This is a genomic window from Roseovarius aquimarinus (genome assembly GCF_043661195.1).
Classification (GTDB): Bacteria; Pseudomonadota; Alphaproteobacteria; order Rhodobacterales; family Rhodobacteraceae; genus Roseovarius; species Roseovarius aquimarinus.
The window spans coordinates 929,027-944,384 of sequence record NZ_JBIHMM010000001.1 but is presented as its reverse complement, the minus strand read 5'-3'; the positions used below and the strand labels follow the sequence as shown (position 1 = coordinate 944,384).

At 66.4% G+C, this 15,358-nt stretch carries 9 protein-coding genes; 8 read left to right on the top strand and 1 reads right to left on the bottom strand.

What is annotated here, in order from left to right; genetic code table 11:
- Window positions 1–84: 84 nt before the first annotated feature.
- The 5 genes from nuoK (at window position 85) to trmB (ending at window position 6,355) form a co-directional block, all read left to right on the top strand.
- Window positions 85–390, top strand: coding sequence for an NADH-quinone oxidoreductase subunit NuoK (nuoK, locus tag ACGRVM_RS04440; protein ID WP_377168289.1), 306 nt, complete (start codon window positions 85–87; stop codon window positions 388–390).
- 4 nt (window positions 391–394) lie between these two features.
- The gene (gene nuoL, locus ACGRVM_RS04435; protein ID WP_377168291.1) at window positions 395–2,467 is read left to right on the top strand and encodes an NADH-quinone oxidoreductase subunit L; all 2,073 of its coding nucleotides are present in this window, start codon (window positions 395–397) and stop codon (window positions 2,465–2,467) included.
- Complete coding sequence (locus ACGRVM_RS04430; RefSeq protein WP_377168293.1) at window positions 2,467–4,020, top strand: NADH-quinone oxidoreductase subunit M; 1,554 nt, start codon at window positions 2,467–2,469, stop codon at window positions 4,018–4,020. The genes nuoL and ACGRVM_RS04430 overlap by 1 nt, the downstream gene beginning before the upstream one ends.
- Window positions 4,021–4,030: 10 nt before the next feature.
- Window positions 4,031–5,476, top strand: a complete 1,446-nt coding sequence (nuoN, locus tag ACGRVM_RS04425; protein WP_377168295.1) for an NADH-quinone oxidoreductase subunit NuoN — start codon at window positions 4,031–4,033, stop codon at window positions 5,474–5,476.
- Between the two features lie 165 nt (window positions 5,477–5,641).
- On the top strand, window positions 5,642–6,355 hold the full coding sequence (gene trmB, locus ACGRVM_RS04420; protein WP_377168297.1) for a tRNA (guanine(46)-N(7))-methyltransferase TrmB: 714 nt from the start codon (window positions 5,642–5,644) through the stop codon (window positions 6,353–6,355).
- A gap of 4 nt (window positions 6,356–6,359) precedes the next feature.
- On the opposite strand, the gene argE is transcribed toward trmB, so the two are convergent.
- Entirely contained in the window at window positions 6,360–7,526 is a 1,167-nt protein-coding gene (gene argE / locus ACGRVM_RS04415) for an acetylornithine deacetylase (protein ID WP_377168299.1), read from the bottom strand.
- A gap of 341 nt (window positions 7,527–7,867) precedes the next feature.
- On the opposite strand from argE, the gene ACGRVM_RS04410 reads away from it, so the two are divergent.
- From ACGRVM_RS04410 to ACGRVM_RS04400, 3 genes are all read left to right on the top strand, one after another.
- Window positions 7,868–11,671, top strand: a complete 3,804-nt coding sequence (locus ACGRVM_RS04410; protein WP_377168302.1) for an Ig-like domain-containing protein — start codon at window positions 7,868–7,870, stop codon at window positions 11,669–11,671.
- A gap of 225 nt (window positions 11,672–11,896) precedes the next feature.
- Complete coding sequence (locus ACGRVM_RS04405; RefSeq protein ID WP_394624022.1) at window positions 11,897–13,126, top strand: TolC family protein; 1,230 nt, start codon at window positions 11,897–11,899, stop codon at window positions 13,124–13,126.
- On the top strand, window positions 13,123–15,357 hold the full coding sequence (locus ACGRVM_RS04400) for an ATP-binding cassette domain-containing protein (protein WP_377168306.1): 2,235 nt from the start codon (window positions 13,123–13,125) through the stop codon (window positions 15,355–15,357). The genes ACGRVM_RS04405 and ACGRVM_RS04400 overlap by 4 nt, the downstream gene beginning before the upstream one ends.
- The last annotated feature ends 1 nt before the right edge of the window (window position 15,358 follow it).

Sequence of the window (15,358 nt, the reverse complement as noted above, 5' to 3'; positions counted from 1 at the left end):
CCCGGCGCATCAGCCAGGCCGCCGGTCCGACCGGCGGCCCAGTGAACGATAAAAGACGGACGGGCGCGGCCCGGAGGGACAGACATGATCGGAATTGAACATTACCTGACGGTTGCGGCGACGCTCTTCGTCATCGGCATCTTCGGGCTTTTCCTGAACCGCAAGAACGTCATCATCCTGCTCATGTCGATCGAGCTGATGCTGCTCGCGGTGAACATCAATCTGGTCGCCTTCTCCAGCTTCGCGCAGGACATGGCGGGGCAGGTCTTCACCCTCTTGGTGCTGACCGTCGCCGCCGCCGAGGCGGCGATCGGCCTTGCCATCCTCGTCTGCTTCTTCCGCAACCGCGGCACGATCGCGGTCGAAGACGTCAACGTGATGAAGGGCTGAGCCAATGGAAAAGATCATCCTCTTCGCCCCGCTTGTGGGCGCGATCATCTCGGGCTTCGGCTGGCGCATCATCGGCGACAAGGGCGCGCAATGGGTCTCGACGCTGCTCCTTTTCCTCGCCTGCTTCCTGTCGTGGATCGTCTTTCTGGGCCATGACGGCACGACGCAGCACATCCATATCCTCGACTGGATCCAGTCGGGCCTTCTGGACACCTCCTGGTCGATCCGCCTCGACAGGCTGACAGCGATCATGCTGATCGTCGTCACGTCGGTCTCGGCGCTCGTGCATCTCTATTCGATGGGCTACATGGCCCATGACCATAATTTCGGCGAGAACGAGAGCTATCGGCCCCGCTTCTTCGCCTATCTGTCGCTCTTCACCTTCGCGATGCTGATGCTGGTGACCGCCGACAACCTCGCGCAGATGTTCTTCGGCTGGGAAGGTGTGGGCCTCGCCTCCTACCTCCTGATCGGCTTCTACTACCGCAAGCCCTCGGCCAACGCCGCGGCGATCAAGGCGTTCGTGGTGAACCGCGTGGGCGATTTCGGCTTCGCGCTCGGCATCTTCGCGCTCTTCATGCTGACCGACAGCATCAACTTCGACGATATCTTCGCAGCCGGTCCCGAACTGGCCGAAACGACTGTCCGCTTCCTCTGGACGGACTGGAACGCCGCCAACCTGATCGCCTTCCTGCTCTTCATCGGCGCGATGGGCAAATCGGCGCAGCTGGGCCTGCACACATGGCTTCCCGACGCGATGGAAGGCCCGACCCCGGTGTCGGCCCTCATTCACGCGGCGACGATGGTCACGGCGGGTGTCTTCCTCGTCTGCCGCATGTCGCCGATCATGGAATTCGCCCCCGAGGCGATGGTCTTCGTGACCTTCCTCGGCGCGACCACCGCCTTCGTCGCGGCGACGATCGGCCTCGTGCAGAACGACATCAAGCGCGTCATCGCCTATTCGACCATGTCCCAGCTCGGCTACATGTTCGTCGCGGCGGGTGTCGGCGCCTATTCGGTCGCGATGTTCCACCTTTTGACGCATGCCTTCTTCAAGGCGATGCTTTTTCTCGGGGCAGGCTCGGTCATCCACGGGATGCATCACGAGCAGGACATGCGCAATTACGGCGGCCTGCGTCACAAGCTGCCCTATACCTTCGGCGCGATGATGATCGGCACGCTGGCCATCACCGGCGTCGGCATCCCGCTGACCGGCTGGATCGGCTTCGCCGGCTTCGCCTCTAAGGATGCCGTGATCGAGAGCGCCTTCGCCGCGACGCAGGGGGGCTATGCCTTCTGGATGCTGGTGATCGCCGCGCTTCTGACCAGCTTCTACAGCTGGCGCCTGATGTTTCTCACCTTCTTCGGCACGCCGCGCGGGGACAAGCATACGCATCAGGATGCGCATGAATCGCCCATGGTCATGCTGGTGCCGCTCGGCGTTCTGGCCGTCGGCTCGGTTCTGGCGGGCGCCATGTGGTACAGCAGCTTCTTCGGCAAGACGAACGAGGTCGTGAAATTCTTCGGCGGCGCCTATGGCGAGCCCGCGCAGGAGCTGGTCGAGGCCGTGGCCGAGCGCAGCCCGAAGGCGTCCGAGCTGCATTACGTGATGGAGAGCGCGCCGGGCGAGGCCGCGATCTATATCCGCCCCGAGAACACCGTGCTCCACGAGGCTCATTACGTGCCGACCTGGGTGAAGCTCTCGCCCTTCGTCGCGATGATCCTCGGCCTGCTGACGGCGCTCTGGTTCTATATCTGGAGCCCTGGCACACCCGCGAAATGGGTGGCGGCGCAGCGCCCGCTTTACGACTTCCTGCTGAACAAGTGGTATTTCGACGAGATCTACGACGTACTCTTCGTCCAGCCCTCGAAAAAGCTCGGGAATTTCCTCTGGAAGCGCGGTGACGGCAGCGTCATCGACGGCGGGATCAACGGTCTGGCAATGGGTGTCGTGCCCTTCTTCACCCGTCTCGCGGGCCGCGCGCAGTCCGGCTACATCTTTACCTATGCCTTCGCCATGGTGATCGGGATCGCAGTCCTCGTCACATGGATGACGTTCACCGGAGGGGCAAACTGATGGAAAACGTTCTGTCGATCACCACGTTCATTCCCCTGATCGCAGCGGCCATCCTCGCCATCTTCCTGCGCGGCGAGGACGAGGCGGCGCAGCGCAACGCCAAGTGGGTGGCGCTCGCCGCGACGGTCGTGACGTTCCTCGTCTCGCTCTTCATCCTCTTCGATTTCGATCCGTCGAACACGGGCTTTCAGTTCGTGGAAGAGCGCGAATGGCTCCTCGGCCTGCAATACAAGATGGGCGTCGACGGCATTTCGGTGCTCTTCGTGATGCTGACCACCTTCATGATGCCGCTCACAATCGCGGCCTCGTGGAACATCAAGACGCGCGTCAAGGAATACATGATCGCCTTCCTGATCCTCGAGACGCTGATGCTGGGCGTCTTCATGGCGCTCGACATGGTGCTCTTCTACCTCTTCTTCGAGGCGGGGCTCATTCCGATGTTCCTCATCATCGGCATCTGGGGCGGCAAGGAGCGGATCTACGCATCCTTCAAGTTCTTCCTCTACACCTTCCTCGGCTCGGTGCTGATGCTGGTGGCGATGGTCGCGATGTTCGCCGATGCGGGCACCACCGATATCCCGACGCTCATGCGTCACGGGTTCGCCTCCGAGACGTTCAGCGTGCTTGGCATCACCATCGTCGGCGGCATGCAGACGCTGCTCTTCATCGCCTTCTTCGCGAGCTTCGCGGTCAAGATGCCGATGTGGCCTGTCCATACTTGGCTGCCCGACGCGCACGTCCAGGCGCCGACCGCAGGCTCGGTCGTGCTGGCGGCGATCCTTCTGAAGATGGGCGGCTACGGCTTCCTGCGGTTCAGCCTGCCGATGTTCCCCATCGGCTCGGAGGTCATGACGCCGCTCGTGCTGTGGCTGTCGGTCATCGCCATCGTCTACACCTCGCTCGTCGCGCTCGCGCAGCAGGACATGAAGAAGCTGATCGCCTATTCGTCGGTCGCCCATATGGGCTATGTCACGATGGGCATCTTCGCGGCCAACCAGCAGGGCGTCGATGGCGCGATCTTCCAGATGCTGTCGCACGGCTTCATCTCGGGCGCGCTCTTCCTCTGCGTCGGCGTCATCTACGACCGGATGCACACGCGCGAGATCGACGCCTACGGCGGCCTCGTGAACCGGATGCCGGCCTATGCGCTGATCTTCCTCTTCTTCACCATGGCCAATGTCGGCCTGCCGGGCACGTCGGGCTTCATCGGTGAATTCCTCACGCTCGTCGGCATCTTCAAGGTCAATACCTGGGTGGCGCTCGTCGCGACCTCGGGCGTGATCCTGTCGGCGGCCTATGCGCTCTGGCTCTATCGCCGGGTCGTGCTGGGCGATCTCATCAAGGAGAGCCTCAAGTCGATCAGCGACATGACCGGCCGCGAGCGCGCGATCTTCGCGCCGCTGGTGGTGATGACCCTGCTCCTCGGCGTCTATCCGAGCCTCGTGACCGATATCATCGGCCCGTCGACGGAGGCGCTGATCTCGCAATATGACACCGCGCTGGCGGAGGGGGGCGGCGACGCCGCCGTCCGGACCGCCGAAGCCGCGCATTGAGGAGGCCCAGATGATCCAGGCTGATCTGAACGTTATCCTGCCCGAGATCGTCATCGCGGTCTATGCGATGCTGGCCCTCATGGGCGGGGTCTATACCGTCAAGGACAAGGCCGCGGGCCTTCTGATCTGGTTGACCGCCGCGCTTTTCGTCGCGATGGCCTTCTGGATCGGCACGACAGGCACGGGCGCGCGCACCGCATTCTCGGGCATGTTCGTCGATGACGGCTTCTCGCGCTTCGCGAAGGTGATGATCCTGCTCAGCGGCGCCGCCGTGATGGTCATGGGGCAGGATTACATGTCGCGCCGCGGCATGCTGCGCTTCGAATACCCGATCCTGATCGCGCTCGGCACCGTCGGCATGATGGTCATGGTCAGCGCCGGGGATCTCATGTCGCTCTACATGGGGCTCGAGCTGCAATCGCTGGCGCTCTACGTCGTGGCGTCGCTGCGCCGCGACAGCGCCAAGTCGACCGAGGCGGGCCTGAAGTATTTCGTCCTGGGCGCGCTCAGCTCGGGCCTGCTCCTTTATGGCGCATCGCTCGTCTACGGCTACGCGGGCACCACGAATTTCGCCGGAATCATCGAGGCCGCCGAGGGCCGCGCGCCGGTTGGCCTGCTTCTCGGCCTCGTCTTCGTCATGTCCGGCCTTGCCTTCAAGGTCAGCGCGGTGCCGTTCCACATGTGGACGCCCGATGTCTACGAGGGCGCGCCGACGCCGATCACCGCCTTCTTCGCGACAGCGCCCAAGGTGGCGGCGATGGCGCTTTTCGCCCGTGTCGTCTGGGGCGCCTTCGGGGGCATTGTGCCCGACTGGCAGCAGATCATAGCGCTCCTCAGCGTGCTCTCGATCTTCTGGGGCAGCTTCGCCGCCATCGGCCAGACCGATATCAAGCGCCTCATGGCCTATTCCTCGATCGCGCATATGGGCTTTGCGCTCATGGGGCTCGCGTCGGGGACCGGCTTCGGCGTGCAGGCGATGCTAATCTATCTTGCGATCTACGTCACGATGAACGTGGGCACCTTCGCCTTCGTGCTGTCGATGCAGAAGGACGGCCTGCCGACCACCGACATCCGCAGCCTGAATCTGTATTCCAAAGCGCATCCGGGCCGGGCGCTGGCGATGCTGGTGCTGCTTTTCAGCCTCGCGGGCGTGCCGCCGCTTCTGGGCTTCTTCGGCAAGCTCTACGTGCTGCGCGCAGCCTATGAGGGCGGGCTGGTCTGGCTGGCCGTTTTGGGCGTGATCGGCTCGGTCATCGGTGCGTTCTACTACCTGCGCATCGTCTTCTACATGTATTTCGGCGAGGAGCGCGAGGCGCTCGACCCGCCGGGATCGCCGGTGCTCTGGAGCTTCCTGATGGTCTCGGCGACGATCATCGGCCTCGCCTGGCTGCCGGGCGTCAACATGTTCGGCATCGAGAGTGCGGCAGAGGCCGCGGCGGCGACGCTGGTGCGCTGAGGCGCGCTCAGCCTTTTCGAGACGACGAAAGACGCGCTCCGATCGGGGCGCGTCTTTTGAATCGAAGGCCGGATGCCTCCGGCGGGGATATTTTCAGCAAGAAGAAAGCGGGCGGTCGAGGGGGGTGTCTTGCGCGGCGCTGCATGGCGCGCTAGTGCCTCCGCCATGATCAAGGACAAGCATCCCTCCGGCGCTCCGTGGCGCAACTTCTATGGCCGGTTCAAGGGCAAGGCCCTGCGCAAGTCGCAGGAGGCCGTGCTCGACGAGGATCTCGCGGCGCTCTCGCCAGGCGCGGTGGACTGGGACGAGAACCCCGAGCGGCGGGAGCTGGATGTGGATGCGCTTTTCGGCGGGCGCGATCTCTGGCTCGAGATCGGCTTCGGCGGGGGTGAGCATCTGGTGCATATCGCCGGGGCGGAGCCCGATGTCGGGCTCATCGGCTGCGAGCCCTATCTCAACGGCGTCGCCATGCTTTTGACGAAATTGCGCAAGACGCCGCGCCCGAACCTGCGCGTGCATCCGGGCGATGCGCGCGATCTTTTCGACGTGCTGCCCGAGGCGTCGGTCGGGCGGGCCTACCTGCACTATCCCGATCCCTGGCCCAAGGCGCGCCATCATCGCCGCCGCTTCGTGACCGAAGAGCACCTCGCACCGCTCGCCCGCGCCATGCGGCCGGGGGCGGAGCTGCGCATCGCCACCGATATCGAGGATTACGTACGCCAGACGCTCGAGGAAGTGCCGCGCTGCGGGTTCGAGTGGCTGGCCGAGGGTCCGCAGGACTGGCGCAGGCCCTGGGACGGCTGGATCTCGACCCGCTACGAGCAGAAGGCGCTGCGCGAGGGGCGGGTGCCGCATTACCTGCGGTTCCGCCGCCTCTGAGCGGTCAATAGCCCTGCATCTTGACGCTGAGCCGGTCGAGCATCTCGAGGCATTGCGTCATCTGGTCCATCGAGACGAACTCGTCCGCCTTGTGCGCCTGCTCGATCGAGCCGGGCCCGCAGAGGATGGCGGACATGCCCATCGTCTGGAAGATGCCCGCCTCGGTGCCGAAGGGCACGACATCGGCGCCGTTCGCGCCGGTCAGCTCCATCATGATGTCGCGCGCCTCGGAAATCTCGGCGGGGATCAGCCCCTCGACCTCGCCGATCGTCTCGGTCGTGATGTCGGCGTCGGGATGCACGGCGCGCATCGCGGGCAGCAGGATCTCGTTGCAATACTGGTGCAGATCCTCCTTCACCAGTGCGAAATCCGAATGCTGGACGGGGCGCATCTCCCAATCGACCTGCGCGGCGGAGGGAATGACGTTATGCGCGACGCCGCCCACCAGCGCGCCGGTGTTGATCGTGGTCCAGGGCGGATCGAAGCGGCTATGGGCGGGCGCGCGAGCGCGCAGCGTGTCCTTGAGCGCCAGAAGACGTGCGACGAAAAGCGCCGCGTATTCCACCGCGTTGACGCCGCGATCGGGGCCGGAGCCATGCCCGGCGAGGCCCGAAAAGCGCGTCGTGTATTCGCAGCAGCCCTTGTGGCCCTCGATCACGCGCATCATCGTCGGCTCGCCGATCAGCGCCACGGCGGGCCGCAGGCCCCGCTCGGTCAGCACATTGGCCAGATCGCGCGCGCCGACGCAGCCCGTCTCCTCGTCATAGGTGAAGGAGAAATGCAGCGGCCGGTTGCCGATGCGCTGCGCGAAGGTGGGGGCCATCGCGACCGCGGCGGCGATGAAGCCCTTCATGTCGCAGGCGCCGCGCCCGTAGAGCCGGCCATCCTCCTCGTGCATCGTGAAGGGATCGCTCGCCCAGACCTGATCGGCCACGGGCACCACGTCGCTATGGCCCGACAGGACAATGCCGCCATCGCCTTCGGGGCCGATCGTGGCGAAGAGATTGGCCTTGGCGCCCGAGCTGTCCTGCATCACCTCGACCCGCGCGCCCGAGGCTTCGAGCCGGGCGGCGAGATAGTCGATCATCTCAAGATTGCTGTCCTGCGACACGGTCGGAAAGGCGATGAGCGAGCGCAGCAGGTAAAGCGTGTCTTCGATGGGCAAGGACAAGAGGCGCATCCTTCGCGGCCAGAGTTGCACTGTGGGTGGGCCGGAATTCGGCGATCGAAAGGGGGCCGCAGCCCCCGCATCTCCCGATCTGTGCCACGGGCCGGCGTCCCTGCCAAGTGTGGCCGCAAAACATCATTCTTGCGCGCGATGTTGCGAAAAAGCACTTAAAAGGCCGATTTCTGAGCCCGAATGCAAAAAAATGAGCGCTCCCATAAAAACTCTGGCGAATGTGGCGCGATTTCGTTAATTGTGCATCAAAAGATAGTCACGAGCCGGAAGATACCGGACGAGATTTATAAGCGGTGCACAAAGCGCCGCATTTGAGGAAGAGCGGTGATCCAATGAGCGCGATTAATTTCGTTGTCCGTACATCTACGGGCCCTTCGACGCATGGCGCGGTTTCGGCGAACGGTGAGAATGCGATCATCGACGCCTCCGGCTCCGGCGAGATTTCCCTCAATCTGCGGCAGGCCGATATTCGCGGCTACCAGCGCGCGGGCAACGATCTGGAGATCACGCTCGCCGATGGCCGGGTCATCGTGCTGACCGATTACTTCGGCGCCGAAGGCAATGGGCGCCTCTTCATCAGCGCCGACGGATATCTGAACGAGGTCGTTCTGACCGAGGATGTCGACGGCACGATCTACGCCCAGTACGGTCCGACCGCCGAATGGAGCAAGTGGAGCCCCTCGGACGAGCTGATCTTTCTCGACGGCACCGAAGTGGCCGCCGCAGGCACCGGCGAGGAAGAAGCCTCGACGATGCTTGGCGCGGGCCTTCTGGGCCTCGGCGGCGGCGGTCTCTGGGGCGCGGGCGCGGCGGGTGCGGCTGTCGTCGCGGGCGGCGCGCTTCTGAACGGCGACGGCACCGGCGGCGGCACGGGAACGGGCGGCGGAGGCGGCGGCGGGCGCATTCCGCCGACTATCGACCAGGACACCGACATCACCCTTGGCGGCGACGGGCTCGACGCGTCGATCGACGTGAGCGGCACGGCCCAGCCCGGCTCGACCGTCGAAGTGACCATCGGCGACAAGACGCAGACGACCACCTCGGACGAGAACGGCAAGTGGGAGACGACCTTCGAGGACGAGACCTTCCCCTCGGACGGCACACATGACGTGACCGTGAAGGTGACCGAGCCGGACGGGACCGAGACGACACTGACCGGCCCCGAGGTCGTCATCGACACGACGCCCCCCGCCGCCGATGTGACCGAAGGCACGATCGGCGCCGGCGACTATTACAACGCCGACGATTTCGCGGCGGGCGTGGACATTTCCGGCACGAGCGAGCCGGGCGCGACGATCACCGTGACCGTCGATGGCGTGGTGCGCGAGACGACCGTGGCGGGCGACGGAAGCTGGTCCGTCCGCTACGAGCCGGGCACGCTCGAGGGCGGCGAGCGCATCGCGGATGTGAGCATCGTGTCCTCGGACGCGGCGGGCAACACCACGACCATCACCGATGGCGTGCGCATCGACACCGTGCCGAACGACGTGGCCATCGACTTCGCCACGATCGAAGGCGACGGCATCGTCAACCATGCCGAGGCACAGGCCGGCATCGACATCACCGGAACGGCGACGCCGGGCGCATCGGTCGTGGTGGCGTTCAACGGCGGCACGCAGACCGTGACCGCGGGCAGCACCGGCGCCTGGACGGCGACATTCGACGGCAGCGGTCTGGCCTCGGGCCAGTACGACATGGACGTGACCGCCACCAGCACGGATGATGCGGGCAACGTAAACAGCGTGACGGGGGCGATCCGCATCGACACCCTCGTGCAGGATTTCGCGATCACCAGCAGCGCAGGCGGCGCCGATGGCGTCATCAACGCGGCCGAAGCGGCGCAGGGCCTCACCGTGAGCGGCACGGGCGAGCCCGGCATGCGCGTCGATGTGACCCTCGCGGGCCAGACCGTGCAGGGGCAGGTGGCCGCCGATGGAAGCTGGACCGCCAGCTTCGCGCCCGGCCAGATCCCGGCGGGCACGCGCGTCGAGACGATGACCGCGACGGCGACCGACATGGCAGGCAACGTGGCCGAGGCGAGCCGCCAGATCAGTCTCGACACCGATCCCAACACCGTCACCATCAACACGGCGACCGTCGAAGGCGACGGCATCGTCAACGGCGCCGAGGCGCGCGGTGGCATCGATATCACCGGCAGCGCAACGCCGGGCGCATCGGTCGTCGTCGGTTTCAACGGCGGCTCGCAGACCGTGATCGCGGGCAGCACCGGCGCATGGACGGCGACCTTCGCCGGCACCGGCCTCGCGCAGGGCGCCTATGACATGCCCGTTACCGCCTCGAGCACCGATGCGGCGGGCAACACCGCCAGCACGAGCGGGCAGATTCATATCGACACGCGGGTCGAGAACTTCACCCAATCGGGCGGCATCGGCGGCGCCGATGGCGTGATCAACGCGGCCGAAGCGGCCCAGGGCCTCACCGTGAGCGGCACGGGCGAGCCCGGCATGCGCGTCGATGTGACCCTCGCGGGCCGCACGGTTCAGGCGCAGGTCGCCCCGAACGGCAACTGGACCGCGAGCTTCGCGGCGAGCCAGATCCCCGTCGGCACGCGCATCGAGAGCATGACCGCCACCGCGACCGACCGCGCCGGCAACACGCAGACGATCACCACCCCGGTCGATATCGACACCGAGGCGGGGCTTCTGACGCTGAACGCCAATGCGATCGGCGGCGACGGCACGATCAACTTCCAGGAGGCGCGCGCGGGCGTGCTCGTCACCGGGCAGGCGCCCGAGGGCATGCTCGTCACCGTCACGCTGGACGGGGTGCAGCATCAGGTAATGGCAGGGCCGGGCAATGTCTGGCGCACGACCTACCAGCAGCACGAGATCCGGCAGGGCGAATACATGCCCGAAGTCTCGGCCTCGATCACCGATGCGGCGGGCAACACCGCGCGGGTCGATGCGACCGTGCATGTGGACACGCAGGTCGACAACCTCGCCCTCACGCCGCCGAACCTCGTGGTGGGCAGCGATGGCGTGTCGGTCATCAACGACGCGGTGGCGCGCTCGGGCTTCAACGTGACGGGCACGGTCGAGCCGGGCTCGACGGTCATGGTCACGGTCGCGGGCGTCGCACGGGCGGCGACGGTCGATCCCGTCACCGGCAACTGGACCGCGCGCTTCGAGGGCGGCAGCGTCCGGGGCGGGCAGTACGACGCCGACATCACCGTCGATGTGGTGGACGATGCGGGCAACGTCTCACAAGTGGGCAGCAGCGTGCGGGTCGACACGTTCGTGGACGAGCTGACGCGCGCGGACGACTTGTTCGGCAGCGACCGCACGGTGAATGCCGCCGAAGCGCAGCAGGGCGTGCGCCTCACGGGCGAGGTCGAGCCGGGCTCGACCGTGCGGGTCGATGTGCTGGGCCGCAGCTACAGCGCGGTCGTGGCGGCGAACGGCGCCTGGACCCTCGACATCCCGGCGGCGCATATCCCCGTCGCGGATCAGAGCTATGCGATGACCGTCACGGCGACCGACGCCGCGCGCAACACAACATCCATCACCGACACGCTCGACATCGACACGACCGTGCCGGATCATCCCGATATCGTGGGTTACTTCCGCGAAGGCGGCGGCTATCGCTCGGTCACGATGGAGACATCGGACGACGACATCACCATCTCGAGCGTCGGGCGCGACGGGCGCGTCACCGAAACGCCGGTGCATGAGAGCGTGGACAGCTTCCTCGGCGAGACGGATTACCACTTCCTGAACGCCTCGGGCGGCTCGCGGACCATTCCCGACGGCTCGCAGCTCATCGTCACGAATACCGATGCCGCCGGCAACGCCTCGAGCACCTATGTCGTGCTCGACGAGACGGCGACCGATATCGTCAACATCTCGAACCCCAATCTTCAGGGGCTCCAGATCGAGGCGATCGACCTCAGCTTCGGGGACCAGAGCAAGCTGACGCTGACCGAAGACATCGTGAAGCGCCTCTCCGAGACGAGCGACACGGTGGTCGTGCATGGCGGCGCCGACGATCATGTCACGATGCTGGGCGCGGTGCGCGGCGGCTCGGTCATGGTGGACGGCGCATCGCACACGATCTACACGCTGGGCGACAGCGCGCAGGTTCTGCTGGACGACGAGATCACCAACGTGGTGATCTGAGACAAGAAGATCCCGCGTGGCATTGGGTCTCGACCTCGTGCCGCGCGCAAGAAAAGGGGCCCCTCGAATGGGCTCCGAGGCAAGAAGGCGGGCAGACCGATGGGGTTTTGGGGCACTCAGATGCAGGGGCGGGCGCGCGGCGCCGCCAGCCGGCATCTCTGCGTGCCGCGCCATCTGCTGATTGCCTCCGCCTGCTGCCTCGCCATGGCGGGATGCCTTGGAAACATGGGCGGGGACGAAGTCTCGCGCCTTGCCACCGGGCCGTCCGGTGCGCCCGAGCCGACACCCGAGCAGCGCGAAGCGGCGGCCTCTCCCGTCATCTCCGCATTGCAGGCGCGGCGCAGTATCCTGCCGCCTCAGAGCGCCTACAGCACGGTCTCGAACGCGGTTCTGGCCGCCAACAGCCGCACCGCAGAGGCCGAGTTGCGCGCCGCGCGCCTGCGCGCCGCCGCCGCCTCGAAGAACTGGCTGCCGCGCATCGGCCCGTCGATCAGCCTCACCAGCCTCAGCGATGTCGTCGCCAATCTCGTGCTCGAGCAAGTGCTCTTCGGTCATGGCCGCCTCAAGGCCGAGCGCGCCTTCGCCAAGGCCGATGTGGAGGTCGCGGCGGTCGCCCTCGCGGATGACACGAACGAGCGGGTTCTGACCGCGCTCACGCTCTATCTCGGCGCCGCCGAAGCGCGCGAGCGCCGCGCGCTCGACAGCCGGACGCTCAAGGACATGTCGCATTTCGAGTGGATCATGCGCCAGCGTGTCGAGGGGGGCGTGTCGGACCGCTCGGATCTGAGCATCCTCGCCCAGAAACTGGGCGAGATCCGCCTCAGCCTGACCTCCGCCGAGGAGGCCGAGCGCACCGCGCTCGCGGAGTTGAACGCGATGGCGGCGACGCCGCTCGACGATGTGAGCGGCCTGCGGGATCTGACCGGGCCCATGCCCGAGGCGGAGCCGCTGTCGGTGCTGCGCGCCATGGCCGAGGAGGACCGCAGCGTCGCCGAGGCCCGCACCGAGCGCGCGGGCCTTCTGCCCGGCCTGACGGCAAGCGGCACGGTCGGCAGCGACAATGACGGGGGCGTCAATCTCGGCGGCGGGCTTCTGGGGCTCGGCACCGGGGACAGCCTGCGCGCGATCGAGATGCAGAAGGACGCCGCCGCGCGCAAGACGCGGCAGGCCGAGGAGGATGCCGCCCGCACGCTGCGCCGTCTCGAGCAGGAAATCATCGCGCTCGAGCGGCAGGTGGGCGAGGCCGCCGCATTGGCCGCGCAGGCGCGCGCCAATCTCGATCTTTTCCAGGAACAATACGACAGCGGCCAGCGGCAGGTGATGGATGTGGTGGGCGTCTACGAGACCTTCGCCGCACGCGAGCAAAGCGCGCTCAGCCGCAAATACGAGTTGGCCCGCGCGCGCCTCAAATCGGCGCGACTCCTGGGCCTTCTTGCAGACGGGAGCCGGATTTGACCAAGGGCCCCGTCTCCCTGACGATCACGAGCGGGCGCACGCAGAGCATCGCGGCGCCGAACCCCCTTGTCGCCAATGCCCCCCGCGAGGATGCCGCCCCGCGCGGAAGCGAGGACCGCGCGACGACGCGCGCGCGCCTCGCGGCCACCTACGCGGCCATTCTGGGCGTCACCATCGAGCCGCGCGACGTTCTCGACACGATGCAGCGCCGGGCGGCGGCGGGCGGCGGCGAGAGCGGCGCGCTCCAGCCGCAATCCCTCGCCGACGGCATGGCGGCCTGCGGCATGCTGACCGAGGTCATGTCGGTTCCCAATATCACCGGCGATCACTGGCCCGCCCTCGCGCAGATGACGAGCGGGCAATTCCTTCTGGTCCTGTCGCAGCGCGCGGGGCTTCTGGTGATCTACGACACCACATGCCCCGACAACCGCGCCGAGGTCTCGCTGGCCGAGTTCGAGCCCTATTTCACCGGCATCGTCGTGCGCGCGGAGGCGCCGGTCGAAGCGCTGTCGCGCGCGCATGTCGCGCCCGAGGCGGCGCCGCACTGGTTCTGGGGTCAGTTCCGCAACTATCGCCGCCATTTCGCCGAGATCGCGCTCGGCTCCTTCGTGGCGAACATCCTCGCGGTGGCGGTCGCGCTTTTCAGCCTTCAGGTCTATGACCGCGTGATCCCGCACCAATCGGTCGCGACGCTCTGGGTGCTCGCGCTCGGCGCGGGGCTGGCGCTCTTGATGGAATCGTTTCTCAAGATCGCCCGCGCGCGCCTCATGGACGGGGCGGGGCGGCAAATCGAGGTCGGTGTGCAGGGGCTCTTGATGGACCGCATCCTCGGGATGCGCTCGGATGCCGCCGGCCGCGCGCCCTCGCAGCTTTTCAGCTCGATGCGCGAATTCAGCTCGGTGCGTGAATTCTTCACCGCATCGACCGTCGGCACGATCGCGGACATTCCCTTCCTCTTTATCTTCCTGCTGCTCGTCGCATCGATCGCGGGCAATGTCGTCTGGGTGCTCATCATCGGCGGCATCGTGATGGTCGTGCCGGGGTTCTTCCTGCAAAAGAAGATGATACGCCTCACGCAGGAGACGCAAGGCGCGAGCGCCAAGTCATCGCGCCTGCTGCACGAGACAGTGTTCGAGCTCGACACGCTCAAGACCCAACGCGCCGAGGACCGCTTTCGCCGCATCTGGACCGAGCTGACGACGCTGAGCGCGCTGAAATCCTCGGACCAGCGCAAGCTCGCCTCGGTGCTGACCTTCTGGAGCCAGGGCGTGCAGCAGGCGACCTATGTCGCCGCCATCATCACCTGCACCTATCTGGTCTTCGCCGGGCAATTCACCGTCGGGTCGATCATCGCGGTCAGCATCCTCACCTCGCGCACCCTCGCGCCGCTCACCCAGATCGCGGGCACGATGGCGCGGTGGGGCAATGTCAAATCCGCGCTCGACGGGCTGGATGCCATCGCCGATGCGCCGCAGGATCGCAGCGAGGAGCGCAGCTATCTGCGCCGCGAGCGCATCGACGGCGCGTTCGAGCTGCGCGAGGTGCAATTCGCCTACGACCCCGAAGGCGCGCCGACGCTCGACATTCCCGCCATCCAACTCAATCCCGGACAGGTGGTCGCGGTGCTGGGCACGAACGGGTCGGGCAAATCGACGCTGCTCAAGCTTTTGTCGGGCCTCTATGCGCCCGCCAAGGGCCGCATCCTGCTCGACGGGACCGACATGAGCCAGATCGAGCCGCGCGACATCCGCCGCGGCATCGGCTATCTGGGGCAGGACGTGCGCCTCTTCACCGGCACGCTGCGCGAGAACCTCAATCTCAACCTGCTGGAGCGGGACGACGCGCGCATGATGGAGGCGCTCGATTTCGCGGGCCTCGGCCCCTTCGTGCGCAGCCATCCGAAAGGCCTCGACCTCGAGATCCTCGACGGCGGCGGCGGCCTCAGCCAAGGGCAGCGCCAGTCCATCGGCTGGGCGCGCCTCTGGCTTCAGAATCCGCGCGTCTGCCTTCTGGACGAGCCGACCGCCGCGCTCGATCAGACGCTCGAGCGCACGCTGGTCAGCCGCCTCGAGACATGGCTCGCCGGGCGCACGGCGGTCATCGCGACGCACCGCATGCCGATCCTGAAACTGACGACGCGCACGCTCATCCTGCAAAACGGGCGCATGGCCGTGGACGGCCCGCGCGACAAGGTGCTGGCGCATCTCGCCGCCGCACAGGAGGGGAACTGAC

Excerpts from the sequence above, each read along its gene's own strand:
- ACGRVM_RS04410 (WP_377168302.1), top strand. The coding sequence starts at position 7,868 with ATGAGCGCGATTAATTTCGTTGTCCGTACATCTACGGGCCCTTCGACG.
- nuoL (WP_377168291.1), top strand. The coding sequence starts at position 395 with ATGGAAAAGATCATCCTCTTCGCCCCGCTTGTGGGCGCGATCATCTCG.
- nuoK (WP_377168289.1), top strand. The coding sequence starts at position 85 with ATGATCGGAATTGAACATTACCTGACGGTTGCGGCGACGCTCTTCGTC.
- trmB (WP_377168297.1), top strand. The coding sequence starts at position 5,642 with ATGATCAAGGACAAGCATCCCTCCGGCGCTCCGTGGCGCAACTTCTAT.
- ACGRVM_RS04430 (WP_377168293.1), top strand. The coding sequence starts at position 2,467 with ATGGAAAACGTTCTGTCGATCACCACGTTCATTCCCCTGATCGCAGCG.
- nuoN (WP_377168295.1), top strand. The coding sequence starts at position 4,031 with ATGATCCAGGCTGATCTGAACGTTATCCTGCCCGAGATCGTCATCGCG.
- ACGRVM_RS04405 (WP_394624022.1), top strand. The coding sequence starts at position 11,897 with ATGGGCGGGGACGAAGTCTCGCGCCTTGCCACCGGGCCGTCCGGTGCG.